The 18835-nt window shown below is 41.5% G+C and carries 18 protein-coding genes; 13 read left to right on the top strand and 5 right to left on the bottom strand.

Annotated features, from left to right (window positions below; genetic code table 11):
- The first annotated feature begins 127 nt into the window (after positions 1 to 127).
- The 4 genes from PY364_RS16195 (at position 128) to PY364_RS16180 (ending at position 2344) form a co-directional block, all read left to right on the top strand.
- On the top strand, positions 128 to 373 hold the full coding sequence (locus tag PY364_RS16195) for a sulfiredoxin (RefSeq protein ID WP_275524031.1): 246 nt from the start codon (positions 128 to 130) through the stop codon (positions 371 to 373).
- A 97-nt stretch (positions 374 to 470) separates the two neighbouring features.
- Positions 471 to 1034, top strand: coding sequence for a DNA starvation/stationary phase protection protein Dps (gene dps, locus PY364_RS16190; RefSeq protein WP_275524027.1), 564 nt, complete (start codon positions 471 to 473; stop codon positions 1032 to 1034).
- A gap of 172 nt (positions 1035 to 1206) precedes the next feature.
- On the top strand, positions 1207 to 1863 hold the full coding sequence (gene grpE / locus PY364_RS16185) for a nucleotide exchange factor GrpE (protein WP_275524025.1): 657 nt from the start codon (positions 1207 to 1209) through the stop codon (positions 1861 to 1863).
- 154 nt (positions 1864 to 2017) lie between these two features.
- The gene (locus PY364_RS16180; RefSeq protein WP_275524024.1) at positions 2018 to 2344 is read left to right on the top strand and encodes an STAS domain-containing protein; all 327 of its coding nucleotides are present in this window, start codon (positions 2018 to 2020) and stop codon (positions 2342 to 2344) included.
- 56 nt (positions 2345 to 2400) lie between these two features.
- Here PY364_RS16180 and PY364_RS16175 read toward each other — a convergent pair whose 3' ends face one another.
- Positions 2401 to 3534 (bottom strand): SpoIIE family protein phosphatase, encoded by a 1134-nt coding sequence (locus PY364_RS16175; RefSeq protein WP_275524022.1) that lies wholly within the window; start codon positions 3532 to 3534, stop codon positions 2401 to 2403.
- A 189-nt stretch (positions 3535 to 3723) separates the two neighbouring features.
- Here PY364_RS16175 and PY364_RS16170 point away from each other — a divergent pair, with 189 nt between their 5' ends.
- Positions 3724 to 4185 (top strand): anti-sigma regulatory factor, encoded by a 462-nt coding sequence (locus PY364_RS16170; protein WP_275524021.1) that lies wholly within the window; start codon positions 3724 to 3726, stop codon positions 4183 to 4185.
- 228 nt (positions 4186 to 4413) lie between these two features.
- Here PY364_RS16170 and PY364_RS16165 read toward each other — a convergent pair whose 3' ends face one another.
- Positions 4414 to 5175, bottom strand: a complete 762-nt coding sequence (locus PY364_RS16165; RefSeq protein ID WP_275524020.1) for a DUF1350 family protein — start codon at positions 5173 to 5175, stop codon at positions 4414 to 4416.
- 437 nt (positions 5176 to 5612) lie between these two features.
- Between PY364_RS16165 and PY364_RS16160 the strand changes: the two genes are divergently transcribed.
- The 3 genes from PY364_RS16160 (at position 5613) to PY364_RS16150 (ending at position 8862) form a co-directional block, all read left to right on the top strand.
- Complete coding sequence (locus PY364_RS16160) at positions 5613 to 6413, top strand: PEP-CTERM sorting domain-containing protein (RefSeq protein WP_275524018.1); 801 nt, start codon at positions 5613 to 5615, stop codon at positions 6411 to 6413.
- A gap of 468 nt (positions 6414 to 6881) precedes the next feature.
- Positions 6882 to 7166 (top strand): DUF2470 domain-containing protein, encoded by a 285-nt coding sequence (locus PY364_RS16155; RefSeq protein ID WP_275524016.1) that lies wholly within the window; start codon positions 6882 to 6884, stop codon positions 7164 to 7166.
- A gap of 115 nt (positions 7167 to 7281) precedes the next feature.
- Entirely contained in the window at positions 7282 to 8862 is a 1581-nt protein-coding gene (locus PY364_RS16150; protein ID WP_275524014.1) for an AAA family ATPase, read from the top strand.
- A gap of 87 nt (positions 8863 to 8949) precedes the next feature.
- Here PY364_RS16150 and PY364_RS16145 read toward each other — a convergent pair whose 3' ends face one another.
- Entirely contained in the window at positions 8950 to 9183 is a 234-nt protein-coding gene (locus PY364_RS16145; RefSeq protein ID WP_275524012.1) for a hypothetical protein, read from the bottom strand.
- Between the two features lie 249 nt (positions 9184 to 9432).
- Between PY364_RS16145 and PY364_RS16140 the strand changes: the two genes are divergently transcribed.
- From PY364_RS16140 to cas6, 3 genes are read left to right on the top strand one after another with little or no spacing between them, the layout of a single operon-like run.
- Positions 9433 to 11289, top strand: coding sequence for an AAA-like domain-containing protein (locus PY364_RS16140; protein WP_275524010.1), 1857 nt, complete (start codon positions 9433 to 9435; stop codon positions 11287 to 11289).
- A gap of 28 nt (positions 11290 to 11317) precedes the next feature.
- Complete coding sequence (locus PY364_RS16135; protein ID WP_275524008.1) at positions 11318 to 12490, top strand: AAA-like domain-containing protein; 1173 nt, start codon at positions 11318 to 11320, stop codon at positions 12488 to 12490.
- A 27-nt stretch (positions 12491 to 12517) separates the two neighbouring features.
- The gene (gene cas6, locus PY364_RS16130) at positions 12518 to 13411 is read left to right on the top strand and encodes a CRISPR-associated endoribonuclease Cas6 (RefSeq protein ID WP_275524007.1); all 894 of its coding nucleotides are present in this window, start codon (positions 12518 to 12520) and stop codon (positions 13409 to 13411) included.
- Here the strand turns inward: cas6 and PY364_RS16125 are convergent.
- On the bottom strand, positions 13392 to 14039 hold the full coding sequence (locus tag PY364_RS16125; RefSeq protein WP_275524006.1) for an SH3 domain-containing protein: 648 nt from the start codon (positions 14037 to 14039) through the stop codon (positions 13392 to 13394). The genes cas6 and PY364_RS16125 overlap by 20 nt on opposite strands.
- A 92-nt stretch (positions 14040 to 14131) precedes the next feature.
- On the bottom strand, positions 14132 to 14458 hold the full coding sequence (locus tag PY364_RS16120) for an antibiotic biosynthesis monooxygenase (protein WP_275524005.1): 327 nt from the start codon (positions 14456 to 14458) through the stop codon (positions 14132 to 14134).
- A 265-nt stretch (positions 14459 to 14723) separates the two neighbouring features.
- On the opposite strand from PY364_RS16120, the gene PY364_RS16115 reads away from it, so the two are divergent.
- Together PY364_RS16115 and PY364_RS16110 are read left to right on the top strand one after the other, a co-directional pair.
- Positions 14724 to 15860: an ATP-binding protein gene (locus tag PY364_RS16115; RefSeq protein WP_275524004.1), complete on the top strand. Its 1137-nt coding sequence runs from the start codon at positions 14724 to 14726 to the stop codon at positions 15858 to 15860.
- A 179-nt stretch (positions 15861 to 16039) separates the two neighbouring features.
- Positions 16040 to 18811, top strand: coding sequence for a PAS domain S-box protein (locus PY364_RS16110; protein ID WP_275524002.1), 2772 nt, complete (start codon positions 16040 to 16042; stop codon positions 18809 to 18811).
- Positions 18812 to 18835: the final 24 nt, after the last annotated feature.

Raw genomic sequence — 18835 nt, 5'->3', positions numbered from 1 at the left:
CCTGAGAGTTGGTCTTGAATCGTACCCATGACAAGGGTGGAATTATTGAGGAGCCGGATGAGGTGAAAGTCTCACGTCCGGTTCTGAAGGAGAGGTAAAAGTCGCAAGGCTTCTATCGACTCTAACAATACCTATTAAACAGATTCGCCGCCCCCTACCGCGAGTCAACGACCAAACCAAAGTCGCCGCCCTAATGGAATCCATCCGTGAGGTAGGATTAAAAGAGCCAATCGACGTGCTAGAAGTAGATGGCAAGTATTACGGCTTCTCAGGTTGCCACCGATACGAAGCTTGCGATCGCCTCGGTCTTGAAACCATCCGCTGCAAAGTCCGCCGGGCCCCTCACTCTGTTTTGCAGATGCACCTAGCCTAAAAGGTTTTGACAAAGCCAGCTCATCCTTTTAGCAGATGCTTCTGTCGCCAATTTTTTCTAAAATTTCTCTAATTACAATTAACTTGACACAAACATAATGAGTAAGAACAACCACAAACAACCCCTTTACCCAACTCGCATCGATTTGTCCGCAGAAACGCGCACTAAACTTGTTGGGATTCTCAACGAAACTTTGGCAACTACGCTGGACTTGAAAACTCAAGTCAAGCAAGCCCACTGGAACGTAAAAGGCATGGATTTTTACCAGTTGCACTTGCTATTTGACGAAATGGCAGGAGAACTAGAAGAGTACGTCGATATGTTTGCCGAAAGGATCACAGCTTTGGGCGGGTTGGCCTTGGGGACAGCCCGCGTCGCCGCCACAGAGTCGAGCTTGTCAGAGTATCCCTTCGACATTATTGATGGTAAATCCCACGTCACCGCCTTAGCCGATCGCTATGCTCCCTATGGCAAATTGTTGCGGGATGCGATCGATAAGACAGGAGAGTGGGGCGATGCTGACACTGCTGACTTATACACGGAAGTCTCGCGGGCGATCGACAAGCGGTTATGGTTCTTGGAAGCCCATCTGCAACCATCAGAAATTCATTCAGAAGATGAGGAAGCGGCTGGAAAAAAAGAAAAAGCCAAGCACAAGTAATATTTGTTAGTTGTTAACTGTTAACTGTTAACTGTTAACTGTTAGTTGTTAGTTGTTAACTGTTAACTGTTAGTTGTTTGCTTGCTGAGTTCGACATTATAGAGTGGTGCGGGCAAGATGCCCGCACCACTCTATAGAGTAGATTTGAGTAGGTTTCATGGAGGGGTAATGCGTGACAGTTAAAATTTCAGATTACACCCTCGATTTGCAACGCCTGATGCAACAGGCGGGGTTTTCTAGTTTGAAAGCTTTGAGTCAGACAACTGGCGTTTCTGAACTCGATCTGATCCGTTTGCGGCGGGGTTTAGCCTTGCAGATGCGAGCAGATACGCTAATTAAAATTAGTCAAGGTTTGAAAATTTCTATTACTGAGCTATTGGCAACTTTTGCCCCTGGATCTGTAGAATTGCCCCAGGAGTCAGCATCGGCAGAAATAGCAGAGGAATACGATCGCCTGCAAACTCAGATGCAGCAGCAACGAGAAACTTTAATACAAGAATTTCAGCAACAAACATTGCAGATTTTAGAATCTTGGATGTTGCAATGGCCAACTGCGGCAAGTAAAGCTCAGGAAAATCCCCAGTTATCAGCAGTAAAATTGCTTCCCTTATTACGGCCAATCGAACAACTATTACGGGAATGGGGAGTAGAGGCGATCGCCACAGTCGGAACATCCATTCCCTATAACCCCCAATTTCACCAGCTAATGGAAGGAACCGCCCAGTCAGGGGAACCAGTCAAAGTGCGCTACACTGGCTATCGCCAAGGAGACAAACTCCTCCATCGCGCCAAAGTCAGCCCCATTACCTCCAAAGTTCCCGAAACTTGATAGAATTATGGCTGTCTGACTCCGCATTTAATTATCAAGCTTTTTGTGGATAGATCCTAAAAAAGGTTGTTATTAAAAATCCCGCGTCTTTGGACTTGGGAGTGTCAAACTAACGTAATCTGGCTACTGATATCGGATATAGCACCTGGAAAATATGAGTCCTGTAGTTAAAATTATTCAGCCCTCCGGCATTTTAGACGGTACAAAGGCAAGTCAATTCCGCCAAGAGATTAGCGATCTAGTGGAATCTGGGGCGGATGTGGTGTTAATAGACTTCCAAGATGTGACATTTATGGATAGTTCTGGCTTAGGCGCTTTAGTCCTGGCGCTGAAAACTGTACGCGCTGCCGGCAGCCAACTGGTAGTCTGTTCTATCAACGAGCAAATCAGAATCTTGTTTGAACTCACCAGCATGGATCGAGTTTTCGAGATATTTCCCAGCCGTGATGCTTTTAATAGCAAAATTCTCTCTAGCACCTAAACTTTTTAGGTGACAGCCGCTTGCAAATTTGTCGAAGATGTGCTAAGGGAGATAATTTAGCCAAAGTTGACTTTGAGTAAAGACCAATCATCGTCAAAAGCAGCTTTGGCGTTTAAATTTTGAACGTAGTTAAAAACCCGGTCAAGCTCGTCGGCGTTTCTGCCGTGAGGAGTAGTGAGTAGGTCGATAAAAGCATCAAGCCCCCAGATCGTGCCATCAGGTTGATGAATCTCATAAACCCCGTCACTAAAGATATACAGGGTACTCAAGTCATCTACATGACAGGAATTATCAAGGTATTCGGCATCAGGGAACATCCCAACTGGCATTCCGGGGGTTTTCAGGCGTTTCGCTTGGGCGATGCCCCCATCTGTCGATACCAATATGGCAGGGGGATGACCGCCGCTGGCATATACTATCTGGCGCTGAGAGCGGTTGTAAACGCCGTACCACATTGTAAAATACTTGTCATTTTGATAGCTCATCTGAAAAGTAGTATTGAGCGATCGCAAAACCTCACTGGGTTGGTAGTAGTTAATATTAGGAATAGCTCGCGATCGCAGCAAATTCAAAACTGCCACAGAAGGCAGTGCCGCCCTCAAACCATGTCCAGCCACATCCAGCAGATAAATCGCCAAAGAATCAGCATCCAGCCAAAAATAGTCAAAGCAATCCCCTCCTAACTGCCTCGAAGGGACGAACTTTGCCTCAACACTAACAGGTTCAGTGAAAGGATCGGGGAGAAGCGATCGCACATACTCAGCCGCCTCCGCCAACTCAGCCTCCAGTAACCCCTTAGCAATTTGTAAATCTCGGCTGAGCTGGTGTAAGCGCAGGCCAGCACGTACTCTTGCCTGCAACTCATTGAGTTCAATCGGCTTAGAGATAAAATCATCTGCACCAGCATCAAGACCCTTAACGCGATCGGCTACCGATCCCAGCGAAGTCAACAAAAAGAACTGAGTAGTTGACAAATCTGGATTTGCCTTAACTCGACGGCACACCTCTATTCCCGTCAGGCGTGGCATAATCCAGTCGCAAATGATCAGAGCTGGACGCAACTGTTGAGCTTGTGTAATACCGTCTTCGCCATTGCTCGCTACCGTAACCTCATAACCCTGTTTTTTTAGGGTTCTTCTCAGCAGCTCTTGAACGGCAGTGTCGTCGTCAATAACCAGAATTTGAAACATGGGGGCTCAGGTAGTACAAGTTTTTCAAGGTCTGGGGGTAGTTAATCAATATCTTCACTCAGCACGCTTGCCACAATTGAGTATAGTCTAATAAGATAGCAGTCGAGCTAAATGCTAAGCGAGTCAACGGTCGCGCTCAATTTAGACTTAAACTTGATTTAAAATACGGCATAACTTTAGTGGCTTAGCGTGGTTGAATTAAAAAGTTTCGACAAATCGCCAGTACCGGGTAACGCCCACCTCCAAGTCAACACAGATCTGAGCGAATTAGACCGCGTTTTGTCTTGGTTTGCCCAATTGCATCAGCCGCCGATTCCTACAAGTATTTGGCTCAGGTGTCAATTAGCTTTAGCTGAGGGTTTCACCAATGCGGTTCGCCATGCTCACAAAGGCAAACCGCCGGACACTCCTATTGACATTGAGGTAGCCCTGTTTTCCGAACATTTAGAGATTAAAGTCTGGGATTGCGGCCCACACTTTGATTTGGAAGAGAAAATCAGAGGGCTCTCGGATCGAGTAGATACGTCTTCTGGTGGCGGCCGGGGTCTAAAACTGATGAAGGATATAGCCGATAGTCTTAGTTATACCCCTACTACCGACAACCGGAATTGTCTAGCGATCGTCAAACGTTATTGGCCTGATGAAGGATGAAGAGAGAGGTAGCAGGGGGGCGGAGGAGATGGGAGAGATGGTAAGGATGGGGGGAGGATAATTTATATCATGTTCGGCAAATTTTACTTGCCATCTGTCATTGCGAGCAAAGCGAAGCAATCTCAAAACCTTGCGATTGCTTCGCTTCGCTCGCAATGACAAGGATGTAAGCGCACATGAAATGACCTCCCCCGCTCCCCTGCTCCCCATCTCTCCATCTCCCCTGCTCTAAGAAAGAGGATTAAGCCATCGCAGGATTTCCCGTTTTAACTGATTCAGTTCCCGGTAGACTTGTTGTTTCACCCACTGGCCAATAGCGTCTAGGGGTGTAAAAACTTGACCAACAGGCCAACTGACATCTTGACCCAAAGGTGTTTGGTGGTTGCCGGCCATTGTCTGAATCGCAACCATACCGGGAAAGCGGGGTTGGAGTAACTTTGCTAACAGTATGCTCTGATCGATGTTGTCATCGGCAAATTTGACTAAGAGATTACGCCGAATTTGATAGTGTTCTTGGACTAGGCGATTGGTTTCTTGAGGGGAAGGTGTAAACTCAACGTTAAAGACGGGCGATATTTGCTCTACGATCGGGATTGCGTCGCGGGCTGCATAATTGTTAAAAGAAATCAAGATATTGCCTGCCCGTTCTACGTCAAATAGACTGCCGATTAATAGGTGTAACTTGCAGCCCATGCTGTGTCCGATGCCGTAGATGGGAAAGTATGCCTTTCTTAGGGTTTTAGTAGCGTACAAGCGATCGAGGGCGTTTTCAAATTTGTTGAGGACATCGCGGGCGATCGCAACATGATCTAAAGTATTCACAAATGGTGTAGCGACCACAGCATATCCTTGTCCCGCTAATTCCTCCAATAGCCATCGATAAGTCAATTGTGGTGCGGTGGCGACGAAAGCACCCCCCAGAAAATGCACGATCGCACTAGGTCGCGGCGGAATTAATACCCAGTTCCCAGAAATTTCTTGCCAGTCCATAAATTAATATCTTAAAACTATAGCAGAAATTAGTTGCTCATTACTTATGCCTTCTGCTATATCTAGCTTACCAGTTCTTTGAGTTAGGAGTTGAGGCGTTCTGCACGCAGACACCATCACTTAAGAGAATTGAGTAGCAGCCGCTTTCAAGAAATCACGACCAATTTAGGTTACTTAGTTAAGTTTACTTAGTATCTAGTATAAAATTAAAAAGCCCCGTCGTGGAAAATACTTAATCAGATGAATTTATGATGAAGTCGTACTAAATTACTAGACAAAATTCTCAGAATAAGAGATATTATACTTAAGAAAGAAAAATTTACATGAATAACCTAGATTAATAGACTTATGAAACTCGATCCAGATTGACAGCATATTAAGAAGTTCCAAAAGTTTTATTAAGCCTTATATTCAACACTCAGAACAGGGAATCAGCCATGAAATTAATCCGCAAAGCAACTCTAACAACAGCATTGTTGATAGCCGCCGCTACAGTTGGGAGGGCTGCCCCTGCTCAAGCGTTTTCCCTTTATTTCGGCGAAGATTTGGGGAAGGGAGAGCAAGTGCGCCTCAGTGCCACTCCTAACGCTGATGGAGCCAGGGACGAGTTCCTCTCTAGCCTCATAGGGGTAGGGACTGAAAAGTTTGAAGGTTACTCAGTCAATACGGCGGCTCCTTTATCTATCAATTTTGGTAGTGCTGGAACCGCGACTCTCACTGGCAATGGTTATCTCGATAGTGTTAACACAGGTACTAATGGAGTAGGACGCTACCCGATTTCTGGCAATAAATACTGGGAGGCTAACGATCAGTTCGGGATTAACTTTTCAAAGGCAGTAGCTGCTTTTGGTTTTTACGGAGTTGATATCGGTGACTTTGATGGACAACTAACACTGACACTGTTAAACACTGTTACTAATTTCCAGCAGACGGTTACGGTTCCACACACAATCAAAGGGTTAGGCGGTGGAGTGATCTATTTTGGTTTAATCGCAGCACCTGATGAAGTGTTTAACCGGGTTGTGTTTGGGAATACTGCACCGGGAGTAGATTATTTTGGTTTTGATAATATGACGGTTGGTAGCCTTGAGCAAGTTGTGCCGCCGGAAAATTTTCCCAGTGGAGGAATTGGCGGAGGTACGTCGTCGGAAAGCGTTCCCGAACCCTTGACTATGCTAGGGATGGCCTTGGGTGGTGCAATGCTGGCAGGTGCTCGCAGGTTGCGTCACGGACAGTAGAAAGTAGTTGTTTGTCAAGCCGCCTTCTGGGCGGTCAAGATACCGCCCAGAGGGCGGCGTTACGAATTTTCTGATTCATCAACAATTTCCCCTTGCAACACCGTAGGTGGATGACTATTGCCATTCTCCTCAATGGCCGGTGCTTGATTCTAGAGTAACATTCCCATCATGGCATCTATAGCAACCGCCAGGGCGGTTAGGGGCTAGGGGCGCTTAGGCTAGGGGAAGCGTGAAAGAAGGGGAAGAAGGGGAAGAGGGGAACAAGGAAAGTAATTTGAGGGCATAAAGAGAAGAATCATAGTCATGTTCCCCTTGAAACCGCGCCGTAAAATTGAGCACAATATTAATAGTAGGAACTAATTCTACCTTATTTACTATAGCACTATAGCAGACTGCGGTTAACTTAATTGTGGTAAGTTCTTAGTATTGGGATTTTACACCAGTAACAATACTAGAAGGAACTGAATCATGTCAGAAACGTTTTCACCTGAAGTAAGCGATCGCATCTGCTCTCACATGAACGAAGATCATGCTAATGCTATAGTGCTTTACGCTCAAGCATTTGGTGGCATTTCAGATGCAGTATCAGCACAAATGCTGGCAATTGATGCTACCGGCATGAATTTAACTGCTCAAGTCAATAGCGAAACTGTTCCCGTCCGTATTAGTTTTGACCGCATTTTAAAAGATGCCGAAGATGCTCACCACACTTTAATTGAAATGGTTAAGCAGGCTCGAAAGCTTACAAAATAGAACAGTTGAATGCGATTTTAGGAGGAGTAATTCTTCAATGGTAAGACTTACGCACTAATCGCGAAAAAATGTAAAAATTGCTTCCCGATCAAATCAAAAATTCGCTCTTAATTCAATGATAGAAAACCCTGTTTATCCTCAATTTATTGATGCCGCAAGTGACGGCAAACACAGACCCTTATCTGCACTGGTAAAGCAGCTAAATTTAATGATCTTGGCGCGTTATCCTCTACTTTATATTGTCGCTGCTGAAGAAGAACCCGCCGAAGAAATAATTTCTCAAGTAGGAAAAGAGCTAACTCCTTCGCGTCGAATTTTATTGTGGGATATTGTGCGTGGGTGGGATGACAATGGTTCTGCTAAAGGCTCAGTAATGGCAGCACTGGATCGAATTAGCAAGACTTCTGCTGAGGAATATACAATATTTGTACTGCGGGATTTACATCCCATTTTGAAATATCCATACACAGAAAAAAATGCTCCAGCAGTGCGGGAGTTGCGAAATTTGGCACGGGAATTGAAACGCAGCCGCAAGACGATAATTTTAACTTCTCATGTGCTAGAGTTACCAGAGGAATTAAAGGAAGAAGTAACAGTAGTTCACTTTCCTTTACCCAATGTAGAGGAGATTAATTATTTAATTTCTCAGTTTGTGGAGCATCCAGAACAGTTAAAAGTGAGTGGCTTGGCAAGGGAAAAGTTAGTAAAAGCTTGTCAAGGATTAAGTAGAGCTAGAATTCAGCGGGTTTTAGCTAAAGCGTTAGCGGCAAAACAGCAGGTAAATGAATCAGATATTGATGAGGTGTTGGAAGAGAAGCGACAAGCGATTAGGCAGACGGGAATTTTAGAGGTTGTTACACCAAAAGAAACGCTCAAAAGTATAGGAGGATTAGATAGTTTTAAAGAGTGGATTAAGCTGCGACAAGATGCTTTTACTGAGGAGGCTCGGTACTATGGCATTCCTAATCCTAAAGGGGTTTTGCTGGTAGGAGTTCAAGGTACTGGTAAATCGCTTTCTGCTAAAAGTATTGCTTGTGAATGGCGTTTACCGCTGTTACGAATGGATATTAGTAGACTTTTTGGAGGAATTTTAGGGAAAACTGAAAACTGCATTAAGCAGATGATTGAATTGGCAGAAGCAATCGCGCCTTGTGTTTTGTGGATTGATGAAATTGACCAAGCTTTTGGAAATGTTAATAGCAGCACAAAAATAGATTTGGGAACGTCACGCCGAGCATTTAGCAGTTTGATTAACTGGATGCAAGAAAAGACAAGTTCTGTGTTTATTGTGGCGACTGTAAATAATGTACGATTTTTGCCAAATGAATTGTTGCGAAAGGGAAAATTTGATGAGATTTTCTTGTTTGATTTACCGAATGAAACGGAAAGGTTCGATATTTTTAAGGTGCATTTACAGCGGTTGCGCGGAGAAAAATTACAAGAGTTTGATTTGGGGTTGTTGGCAAAATGTACTCAGGATTTTAGCGGTGCAGAAATTGAGCAAGTTGTGATTGAAGGGTTATATCGGGCATTTGGAATTTTTGTAAATGGACAGCGTAAAGATTTAACAACGGAGGATATTTTAAGGGCGATTGAGGATACTGTACCATTGGCTGCGATCGCAGGAAATCAAATTCAAGATTTAAAGCAATGGGCGGCTGAGACTGGGGCGAAAGCAGCATCTAAGGATCGCTAGAAGGAAGAATGATAAGGGAGGATGGGGAAGGTAGGGAGGATGGGGAAGGTAGCAATTACCAATTAGCAATTACCAATTACCAATTACCTATCTGCTTCCCCCCGCAGACTCATCTTTTGGTGGGTTATCTGTTTTCTGAGTGTAGGTATTTCCTGGTTTTCCGATTAATATTGAATCTGGTTTATTTGATATAATGTCATTGCGAGGAACGAAGTTAATAACTGTCGAAGCTTCACCGACTAAGGGGTACGCGATGGCAATCCCTAGGGCTGTGGTTCCGGTTAAAAATAGAGAATGCACTCTGAAAAAACTTAGCTTCATCTGAATCACCAAGAGAAAGCGACCTATGTTTTTTAATATTTCACGGCAATCGATCTCAATGTTTGTCTGTGTAGTTAAAACTCACAAGGTAAATGGAAAATATCGCTCCATACACATCTGTGAATCTGCATACACAAATACACTACTTTTTTACTCTACGAGCTAGATTGATCCGTAACACCGCCCTCTGGGCGGTATGTGCGAGGGCGGCGTTACGTAAGTTGTTAAAAGAATAACTATAGGAATAAAATGAATCAATTAGAATTTACTAAAGCATTTACAGCTTTGACTCCAAGACAGCAAGAAGTGTTGTTAAAAGTTTTAGCTGGTAAAAAAGATGCAGATATTGCTGCTTCGCTACATATCACTAAAGAAACTGTTAGAAAGCATATTGAAAATATTTGCGAAGCCTTTGATTTGAGATATCAGCAAGATCGTGGCTTATCGCATCGCCCTAATTTAATTGCTCTATTTGCTAAATACAGACCGGAATTATTCAGCCGCTATCCTCAAAATAGTATAAATCATACTCAAGTTTTACTCAGTTACTATCGTAGTTCTGAACCAGATTTAAGTTTAATATCCCAATTAGATACGGCATTAAAAGCTAATAGATGTAACGTCTTTCAAGCTGGCAGTAATCTAAGAATGGCAAAAAATGGCCCGCAGCAAATTTACGCAGAATTGAATCAATGCGATTACTTGTTGCTGCTTTTATCACCGCTTTCAGCTTGGAGTGAGATGGTAACAGAAGAGGTAAGAACAGCTAAAACTCTACAAGGTTCGCGGGAAGGAAAACCTATAATTATTCCGATTCGGATTAATTGTCCTTTTAGTTTACTCAACCACGATCTACGTGGCTATCTTCAGGGAATTGGTGACTATGAATGGCTGAAATCTGATGATACAGTGAAAATTATCGCCAGAATATTAGAAGTCATATTAGGCAGGAAAAGTCAAGATAAAAAAGGGGAAGATACAGAATTAATTTTGTCTGAAAATCAACAAAAAGGAATAAATTTACAAACGCAAACTGCTTTCCCGACTGTGTATGCTTTGACTCCTAATTACCCACCGCAACCCATAGCAGAACCGGAGTTACCAAGGGGACAAGTGGAGTTAGCGTCTGCATTTTATGTAGAAAGAAATGGGATTGAAAATCGCTGTTATGAGGCGATCTCAAAACCAGGTGCATTAATCCGTATCAAAGCGCCTCGCCAGATGGGAAAAACGTCTTTAATGGCGAGAATTCTCCGCCGTGCTGAGTTACAAAATTTTGCCGTAGTGCCTTTAAGTTTTCAGTTGGCAGATAGCAAAGTTTTCACTGATTTAGAAAATTTTTTGCGCTGGTTTTGTGCCAATGTAGCTTTGCAACTAGATTTGCCGGATCGTTTAGCTGAATATTGGAATGGGATTTTTGGGACTAAGGTAGCTTGCAAATCTTATTTTGAAAGGTATTTACTAGCAAATATTACGACTCCTTTAGCTTTAGGTTTAGATGAGGTGGATGTGGTGTTTAGATATCCCGAATTAGCCGCTGATTTTTTTGGATTGTTGCGTGCGTGGCACGAGGAAGCTAAAAATCGGGATATTTGGAAAAAATTGCGCTTAGTTGTCGTACATTCTACAGAGGTGTATGTGCCGATGGATGTCAATCAATCGCCATTTAATGTAGGTTTACCGATTGAGTTGCCGGAATTTAAACCAGAACAAGTGAAAGAATTAGCATTGCGGCATGGATTGGCTTGGGGTGCAAAAGAAGTTGAGGAATTAATGGCAATGTTAGGGGGACATCCTTATTTAGTAAGGTTGGCTTTTTATCACATTTCCAGACAGGAAATAACTTTGCCAGAATTGTTAGCAACCGCACCAACTGATGCAGGACTTTATAGCGATCATTTGCGGCGGCATCTGTGGAATTTAGAGCAGCATCCAGACTTAGTTGCGGCTGTAAAAAGAGTAGTAGATAGTGCTATTCCGGTGCAGTTAGAGTCAACGCAAGGGTTTAAGTTGCATAGTATGGGATTAGTGGAGTTGCAAGGTAATCAAGTAACACCGCGATGCAATTTATATCGCAATTATTTTAGAGTGCGTTTAGGTAATTGACAATTAACAATTAGAGACAAAAGTTGACATGAGAGCAGAAATCAATTTAGAATATACTTATCAAGTTGGGGGTTGTTTGCCACTAAATGCGCCAACTTATATAACAAGAAAAGCTGATTTTGACTTAATAGAAAGTTTGAGATCGGGAGAATTTTGTTATGTGCTAAATCCGCGCCAAACTGGAAAGTCTTCCCTGCGAGTTAGAACGATGCACAGGTTGCAAGCTGAAGGTTTTGCCTGTGCGTCAATTGACTTGACGGCGATTGGTAATCACAATATTAAAACCGATCAATGGTATGCTGGTTTAGTCTATAGTTTAGCTAATGGTTTTGATATTTTAGATCGATTTGATGTCAGTCGTTGGTGGTGCGATCGAGAACTCCTCTCTCCTGTACAAAGATTTAGTCAGTTTCTTGACGAAGTGTTATTAAATGAGGTTTCTCAAAATTTAGTCATTTTTATTGATGAAATTGACAGTCTTCTCAGTCTAAATTTCCCAATTGATGATTTTTTTGCTGCGATCAGATCGTGCTATAATAGACGCGCAGATGAAGTGAAATACAGACGACTTACTTTTACAATTTTGGGTGTGGCAAACAAGAGAGATTTGATGGTTGAAAAACATCGAACGGCGATCTTTAGTATTGGTCGAGCAATTCATTTACAGGGCTTTCAGTTGCAGGAATGCGAGCCTTTAGCAACAAGATTGGCTGAGAAATTAGAGAGGGCTGAAAATGCAATCGCAGAGATATTATCTTGGACAGAGGGACAACCATTCCTAACTCAAAAGCTGTGCAAACTCTTATTACAAAAACTGATGAATAATTGTCAAGTCCAAAGTCTAAATTCTCAATCTGAAATTTCTGAGTTGGTAAATTATTTAGCAATTAATGCTATCATAGAAAACTGGCAAGCACAAGATGAGCCAGAGCATTTGAAGACAGTGTGCGATCGCTTACTTAGAAAATCCGATCGACCTGGACACCTGTTAAAATTATATCAGCAAGTTTTGCAGCAGAGAGAAATTGTTGCTGATGATAGTTCCGAGCAACTGGAATTGAGGCTTTCAGCATTAGTAGTCAAACGTGAAGGAAAATTAGAGGTTTCTAACCGGATATACAAATCTGTTTTTAACATGAATTGGGTAGAAGAACAGTTGGCAGTTATGCGCGATAATGCTCTTCCCATTTTTAATTCTTAATTCTTGATTTTTAATTCTTAATTGCTTATGCCCTATAGCCTTGTTTTGAATTTGTTGCCATCTTCGCCTATTCCAACGCAATTTTTGACTGGGCGGCATCTTCACGCTTTGTTCCTAAAATTAGTGAGTGCAGTAGATACTGATTTGAGCGCTTATTTGCACGACCAAGCGAATGAAAAAGCCTTCACTCTTAGTCCATTACAAGTATCCAAAAACGAAGTGAAAAATATCAAAATAATTGGGGGGAAAAATAAAATTGATGCTCTAGCTTCGCGGACTTTGCAGTGGGAATATAAACAACCAATTCGGGTAGGTACACCGATTTGGTGGCGTATTTCTCTTTTAGATGATAGTTTATTTGCTCGCCTGACTCAACTTTGGTTACACCTAAATTTTGATCGTCCTTGGCATCTCGGCCCAGCAGATTTACACATTACTAACATCTTAACAGTACCGCAACTTTCCCACCCTTGGGTGAATACAATTTCCTATGCACAATTATACGAGCAAGCGTCAGCAGAAACACGGCAAATTATTTTCAGTTTCTGTACTCCAACTAATTTCCGTCAAGGTCAATACGATACACCAATGCCAACTAGAGAAACTATCTTTGGCAGCTTACTAAATCGATGGAATAAATACAGTAATATTAGCCTAGATCGTACTCTAATTGAGCCTATTTTTACTAATTTTTTTGACATTCATACTGAAATATTAGCTGATTCTCGAAGTAAATTCATTGGCTGTGTTGGTGAGGTTAGTTATCGAATTATGGGCGATGTCGATCCCCTAAAAATTAAACAAATTAACGCTTTAGCGGATTTTGCTCTTTATAGCGGAGTGGGACGAAAAACGCCGATGGGTATGGGAATGGTACGGCGACTGCAAGAACTCAGTAAGGTTAACGGCTACAGAATGTAAGATTACCGCGACTATCGGGATTTCCATTAGAAATCCACCCTTTTATCGGAGATTCAATTTCAATCCAGCTAATATTTTCCACTGTTCTAATGATTACTGGAATAGCTGTAGGCTTGACTGTTTCTCCATTCCTAACTTGCCCTACTATAGGAGACTTATGGCTAGCTTCGGTATGAATTGCTAAACCATCTTTAGCTGACGAATTGACGCGGAAACAGGGGTTTGTTATCAGAGACATTTTAAAGACTATGGTGCTGACAGTAGATTTAAAACTGCCATTAATCCAACAGCCATATTCCATCTGTCCTGAACCTATTTTATTAACATCGCTGCTGACTCTATACCAATAAGTTTCTAATTTTCTTTTCTCTGTATTGGGAGTATCAACTTCTCCAAAGCACTGCTTTTGCATATCTAATCCTAATTCTAAATCCATATTGGAAATCCCAAAACCTAATCCAGAATCTTTAGACTTTTCCCAAGGTTGCCACAAAGTCCAACCTCGTTGGGGGATATTATTAGGGCCATTAGGATCGCCCGCATTAGCTGTGACGGATGAGGATGACATTATCAAGCTGGCGATAGCTGAAATAGCTAGAGTTGAGTGAAATAAATTTGGTAATTTCATGGGTAATTATGTTGTATAATCCCGTTATACCTCAAAAGTTAACGGGATTGAAAAAAATACAAGTTGAAATGTTATGCCGCTACTGTTTCTTCTTATTCTTCTTTGGGCTTAAGTTCACTGACAATTTCATAAATATCAGTGTCAGGAACTTTGGCAAATAAATGATTCATCTGCTTCAAGATTTCCTGGTAAGCTTCGTCTTGATTAGATGCCATATCTTCTACGCTATCCCAAAAAATTATCGCAATTCCTTTGTCTGTCCCTGGCAATTGTAGTAGATATGCTCCCTTGAAACCATGAGCATAGGTTGAGACAGCCTTTTGATAAAGTTGCTTAGCTTCTTCAAACTTACCGGGTTTGAATTCTCCGATGGCGACATAGGCAAATTGATGCCGCAGAAAGTCTAGGAATTCTGACATAGTTTTATTTTGGGTAAAGGTTGATACACAAAATAGAATTTTACCCTATAACTGTAATTTTAGTAAATGCGAGTGTTATTATTGATTTAAAAATAAAAAATATATTGTGAGGTTGGTGAAACTTCTATCTCTGCTGATTTAGAACCCGGTGGGACGCTGAGTTGATTAATTTCGTACCGTGATTCAGAATTCAAACTCTTAATTCCTGACTCCTAAATCATATCTCCCAACTTCCGAATTATTCTTCACACTACCAATAATTAATATGGCATTAGTCAAAATTATGATCGTCGAAGATGAAAGGATAATTGCTCTTGACCTTAAAAGTAGTTTAAATAAATTTGGATATGAAGTCATTGGAATATTTTCATCAGGAGAAAAGGCGATCGAAAAAATTGGCGAACTCCAGCCGGATTTAGTTTTAATGGATATTCTCTTGAAAGGTAAGATGGATGGCGTGCAAACGGCTGAACAAATCAGCAGCAAATTTCAGATCCCGATAGTCTTTTTAACTGCTCATACAGATGATACCAATTTACAGAGAGCTAAAGAAACCTATCCTTTTGGATATATTGTCAAACCTTTTGAGGAAAGAGATTTGTATACAACTGTGGAAATTGCTATTTATCGGGCAAAAGCCGAATCAGAAATTCGCAAGGCTTTAGAAAAAGAAAAGGAACTAAATGAACTTAAATCGCGATTTGTCTCGATGGTTTCCCATGAATTTCGCACGCCGTTAGCAACTATCTTATTTTCGGCTGGTCTGCTGGAAAATTACGGTCAAAAATGGTCAGAAGATAAAAAGGTAACTCATCTACGGCGCATTCAAACAGCAGTAAACCAAATGACCGGACTCTTAGAAGATATCTTGATTATCGGTAAATCAGAAGCGGGAAAACAGGAGTTTAATCCAATCACGATAGACGCGAAAAAATTCTGCATTGAAATTATAGAAGAATTACAATTGATCGCTAATGAACATGAGATTATATTTGAGAGTATTGCAGATAGTACCGAGGTAAAAATGGATGAAAAACTGCTACGGCAGATTTTCTCTAACTTACTATCAAATGCGATCAAATATTCTGATAAAGGCAGTCGTATTCGTTTTAAACTGGCTTTTGGGGAAGCTGAAGTCACAAATCCTGATTTAAAATTAAGGCATCCTGGCAAAGTTGCTATTTTTAGTATTCAAGACGAGGGGATTGGGATTCCGCTAGAAGATAGGCAGCGAATGTTTGAGACGTTTTATCGGGCTAAAAATGTAGGTACAATATCGGGGACAGGATTGGGTTTAGCAATTGTCAAAAGGTCTGTAGAGTTGCACCAAGGTCAAATAGAAGTATGCAGCGAACTAGGAGTAGGAACAGTCGTAACAGTTACTTTACCTTTACAAAAATAAATGGCGATCGGAGTTGGGGTTAAGAAAAGAAGATTACAGTTTATATATCCTTAACTGCAACGCTGAGACAGTTTTGATTTCTTGACCTGGCTATACCATTGATATATAATTTCAATTAAGTATGGTTACTGTTAACGCTTAACTGTTAACCAATGGGGTATGTTATGGAAATTCTAGAAATGTACAGAATAATCGAAACATTGCAGCAGCGAATAAACTTATTAGAAGCAGAAATTGATCGACTGCTTGACAGCAGGAAAACTGAACTCACAAAACGCCAACAGGTAGAAATCGCCCTGACTGAAAGTGAAGAAAGATTTCGCTCAATTACTAACAGCATTCCTGTCTTATTACGGATGTCTGATACCACAGGAAAATGTAATTTTTTCAATCAAACTTGGTTAGACTTCACTGGGCGCACTTTTGAACAGGAAATTAACAGCGGTTGGACACAAAGTTTGCACCCAGAAGATTGCCAAAAGTCTGTAGAAACTTACATTTCTGCTTTCCACAAACGGCAGAGTTTTCAAATGGAATACCGCTTCCGACGTGCTGATGGTGAATATCGCTGGCTTTTAGATACGGGAGCCCCTAGATTCTCTCTTGATGGCAGTTTTGCTGGCTATATTGGTTCGTGTATTGACATTACGGATCGCAAATGGGCGGAGGATGGGCTATACCAAAGCGAACGCCTTTATGCAACGCTAACGGAAGTCTCGCCCGTGGGATTCTTCCGCACGGATGTTGAGGGGAAAAATTTATATTGCAACGAGCGAAGTTGCGAAATAGCTGGCATTACTCCAGTGGAGTGTTTAGGATATGGTTGGATAAAAAACCTGCATCCAGAGGATCGCGATCGCGTTTTATCGGAATGGAATCAAGCCATTCAAACAGAGCAAATATTTAGTTCTGAATATCGGTTTTTACGCCCCGATGGTACTGTAAAGTGGGTCTTTGGTCAAGCAGTAGCTGAGAGGGAAGACAACGGTACAATAGTCAGTTATATTGGTACTATTACCGATATTACCGATCGAAAACAAGCTGAAGCCAAGTTGGAAACAGCCTACCAGCAGTTAACATTTCACGTCGAAAATTCCCCTTTAGCCGTAATCGAATGGGACAAACATTTTCGAGTAAAACGGTGGTCAAAGCAAGCGGAAAAAATTTTCGGTTGGCGAGAGGAAGAAGTTTTGGGACTTCATCCTAACGAGTGGAAAATTGTGTTCGTGGATGAAGTCGAGATAGTTAATGGATTATTGATCCGCTTACTGACTGGGATGGAGTCGCGAAATACTAGCTACAACCGCAATTACACGAAAGAAGGCTCAGTTATCTACTGTGAATGGTACAATTCAGTTCTCTTTGATAGTGCTGAAAATCTGATATCTATTCAGTCCTTAGTTCAAGACGTGAGCGATCGAAAATGTGCAGAAACAGCCCTGCAACAGTTAGCCGGAGAGTTAGAAATTAGAGTGCAGGAACGAACCCAAGAATTAGCCAGCATCGTGAAACTTTTACAGCAAGAAATTGCCGAACGCGAACAAGCACAAAAAGAGTTACTTGTTGTTAAAGAGCGCTTACAATATTTGCTATCCGCTAGCCCAACTGTGATTTATAGTTGCAAGGCAGAAGGCAATTACGCCACAACATTCATCAGTGATAATATTGCCGTTCTCCTAGGATACAAACCCACAGATTTTGTAGAAGAATCTAGTTTCTGGATTAATGGCATTCACCCAGAAGACGTACCACGTATTTTTACCGAAATGATGTCTAATTTTGGCGGCCGTAAGCATATCCTTGAATACCGCTTTTTAGACGCATTCGGAAATTATCTTTGGTTACAAAATGATTTGACACTTGTACGAGATCCAGCAGGAAATCCTTTAGAAATAGTTGGTTCGATGATAGATATTACTGCTAAAAAACTAGCAGAATCAGCACTTTTAGCAGCTAAAGAACAATTGCAAGCCGTGATCGATGCCGTGCCTGGATTTGTTTATTGGCTTGGTGTAGATCGGCGGTTTCTTGGGGTAAATCGGCAATTAGCACTCATGTTTAATCTGTCTCCCGATGCGTTTGTTGGCAAGGAAGTAGGATTTATAAATCCTAACTTTAATTGTACAGATTTTATCGATGTTTTTTTTACTAGCTCTGACACTTCAACCAGTCAAGAAATTACTCTCACACTTGCAGAAAATCGTTTATTTCCTCAGCCCCGTACTTATTTAGTAGTTGCTCAGAAATATAACCAGGAGCAAGCTGCTATTTTTGTGGGGATTGACATCACTGAACGCAAACAAGGTGAAGAGCAAATCAAAGCTTCGCTTAAGGAAAAAGAAGTATTGCTAAAAGAAATTCATCACCGAGTCAAAAACAACCTACAAATTATTTCTAGCTTGCTCAAACTTCAGTCTAAATATATCAAAGACTCAGAATCAATGGAGTTGTTTATAGACAGCTATAACCGGATTAGATCGATGGCTCTGATTCATGAAAATTTATATAGAACCACAGACTTAGCCAGAATTGATACTGCTGAATATATCCGAAAATTAGTATCCAACTTGTCTAGCTCTTATGGTTTTTCGTCGAAAACAATAGAAGTCAAGCTAGAAATTGACAGCATTTTTTTAGATATTGATACAGCAATACCTTGTGGTTTAATTATAAACGAACTGGTTTCAAATGCTTTTAAATATGCTTTTCCACAGGTGAAAAAAGGTAAAGTATTGGTGAGTTTCCAATTAATAAATAATAGCCATTTTATTTTAAGAGTCAGCGATACTGGCGTTGGTTTCCCTCCAACTTTTGACTGGGAGCAAACTGAATCTCTCGGATTGCAATTAGTTTTGAACTTAACCGAACAATTAGGCGGTAATATAGAATTAGACCGAAGTAGCGGTACAGATTTTCAGATTTGCTTTGCCAAAAATACCCGACATCAATAAGCGCATATCAATTATCAAGGAGCT

This window comes from Kamptonema sp. UHCC 0994 (assembly GCF_029167235.1).
Taxonomy (GTDB): domain Bacteria; phylum Cyanobacteriota; class Cyanobacteriia; order Cyanobacteriales; family Microcoleaceae; genus Kamptonema.
The sequence above is the reverse complement of the archived record's forward strand: the minus strand, read 5'-3'. Positions and strand labels throughout refer to the sequence as shown.

Coding starts and splice junctions, on each gene's coding strand:
- PY364_RS16140 (WP_275524010.1), top strand. CDS start 9,433: ATGAATCAATTAGAATTTACTAAAGCATTTACAGCTTTGACTCCAAGA.
- PY364_RS16160 (WP_275524018.1), top strand. CDS start 5,613: ATGAAATTAATCCGCAAAGCAACTCTAACAACAGCATTGTTGATAGCC.
- PY364_RS16125 (WP_275524006.1), bottom strand. CDS start 14,039: ATGAAATTACCAAATTTATTTCACTCAACTCTAGCTATTTCAGCTATC.
- PY364_RS16180 (WP_275524024.1), top strand. CDS start 2,018: ATGAGTCCTGTAGTTAAAATTATTCAGCCCTCCGGCATTTTAGACGGT.
- PY364_RS16165 (WP_275524020.1), bottom strand. CDS start 5,175: ATGGACTGGCAAGAAATTTCTGGGAACTGGGTATTAATTCCGCCGCGA.
- dps (WP_275524027.1), top strand. CDS start 471: ATGAGTAAGAACAACCACAAACAACCCCTTTACCCAACTCGCATCGAT.
- PY364_RS16155 (WP_275524016.1), top strand. CDS start 6,882: ATGTCAGAAACGTTTTCACCTGAAGTAAGCGATCGCATCTGCTCTCAC.
- PY364_RS16175 (WP_275524022.1), bottom strand. CDS start 3,534: ATGTTTCAAATTCTGGTTATTGACGACGACACTGCCGTTCAAGAGCTG.
- PY364_RS16145 (WP_275524012.1), bottom strand. CDS start 9,183: ATGAAGCTAAGTTTTTTCAGAGTGCATTCTCTATTTTTAACCGGAACC.
- PY364_RS16115 (WP_275524004.1), top strand. CDS start 14,724: ATGGCATTAGTCAAAATTATGATCGTCGAAGATGAAAGGATAATTGCT.
- PY364_RS16120 (WP_275524005.1), bottom strand. CDS start 14,458: ATGTCAGAATTCCTAGACTTTCTGCGGCATCAATTTGCCTATGTCGCC.
- PY364_RS16135 (WP_275524008.1), top strand. CDS start 11,318: ATGAGAGCAGAAATCAATTTAGAATATACTTATCAAGTTGGGGGTTGT.
- PY364_RS16110 (WP_275524002.1), top strand. CDS start 16,040: ATGTACAGAATAATCGAAACATTGCAGCAGCGAATAAACTTATTAGAA.
- cas6 (WP_275524007.1), top strand. CDS start 12,518: ATGCCCTATAGCCTTGTTTTGAATTTGTTGCCATCTTCGCCTATTCCA.
- PY364_RS16150 (WP_275524014.1), top strand. CDS start 7,282: ATGATAGAAAACCCTGTTTATCCTCAATTTATTGATGCCGCAAGTGAC.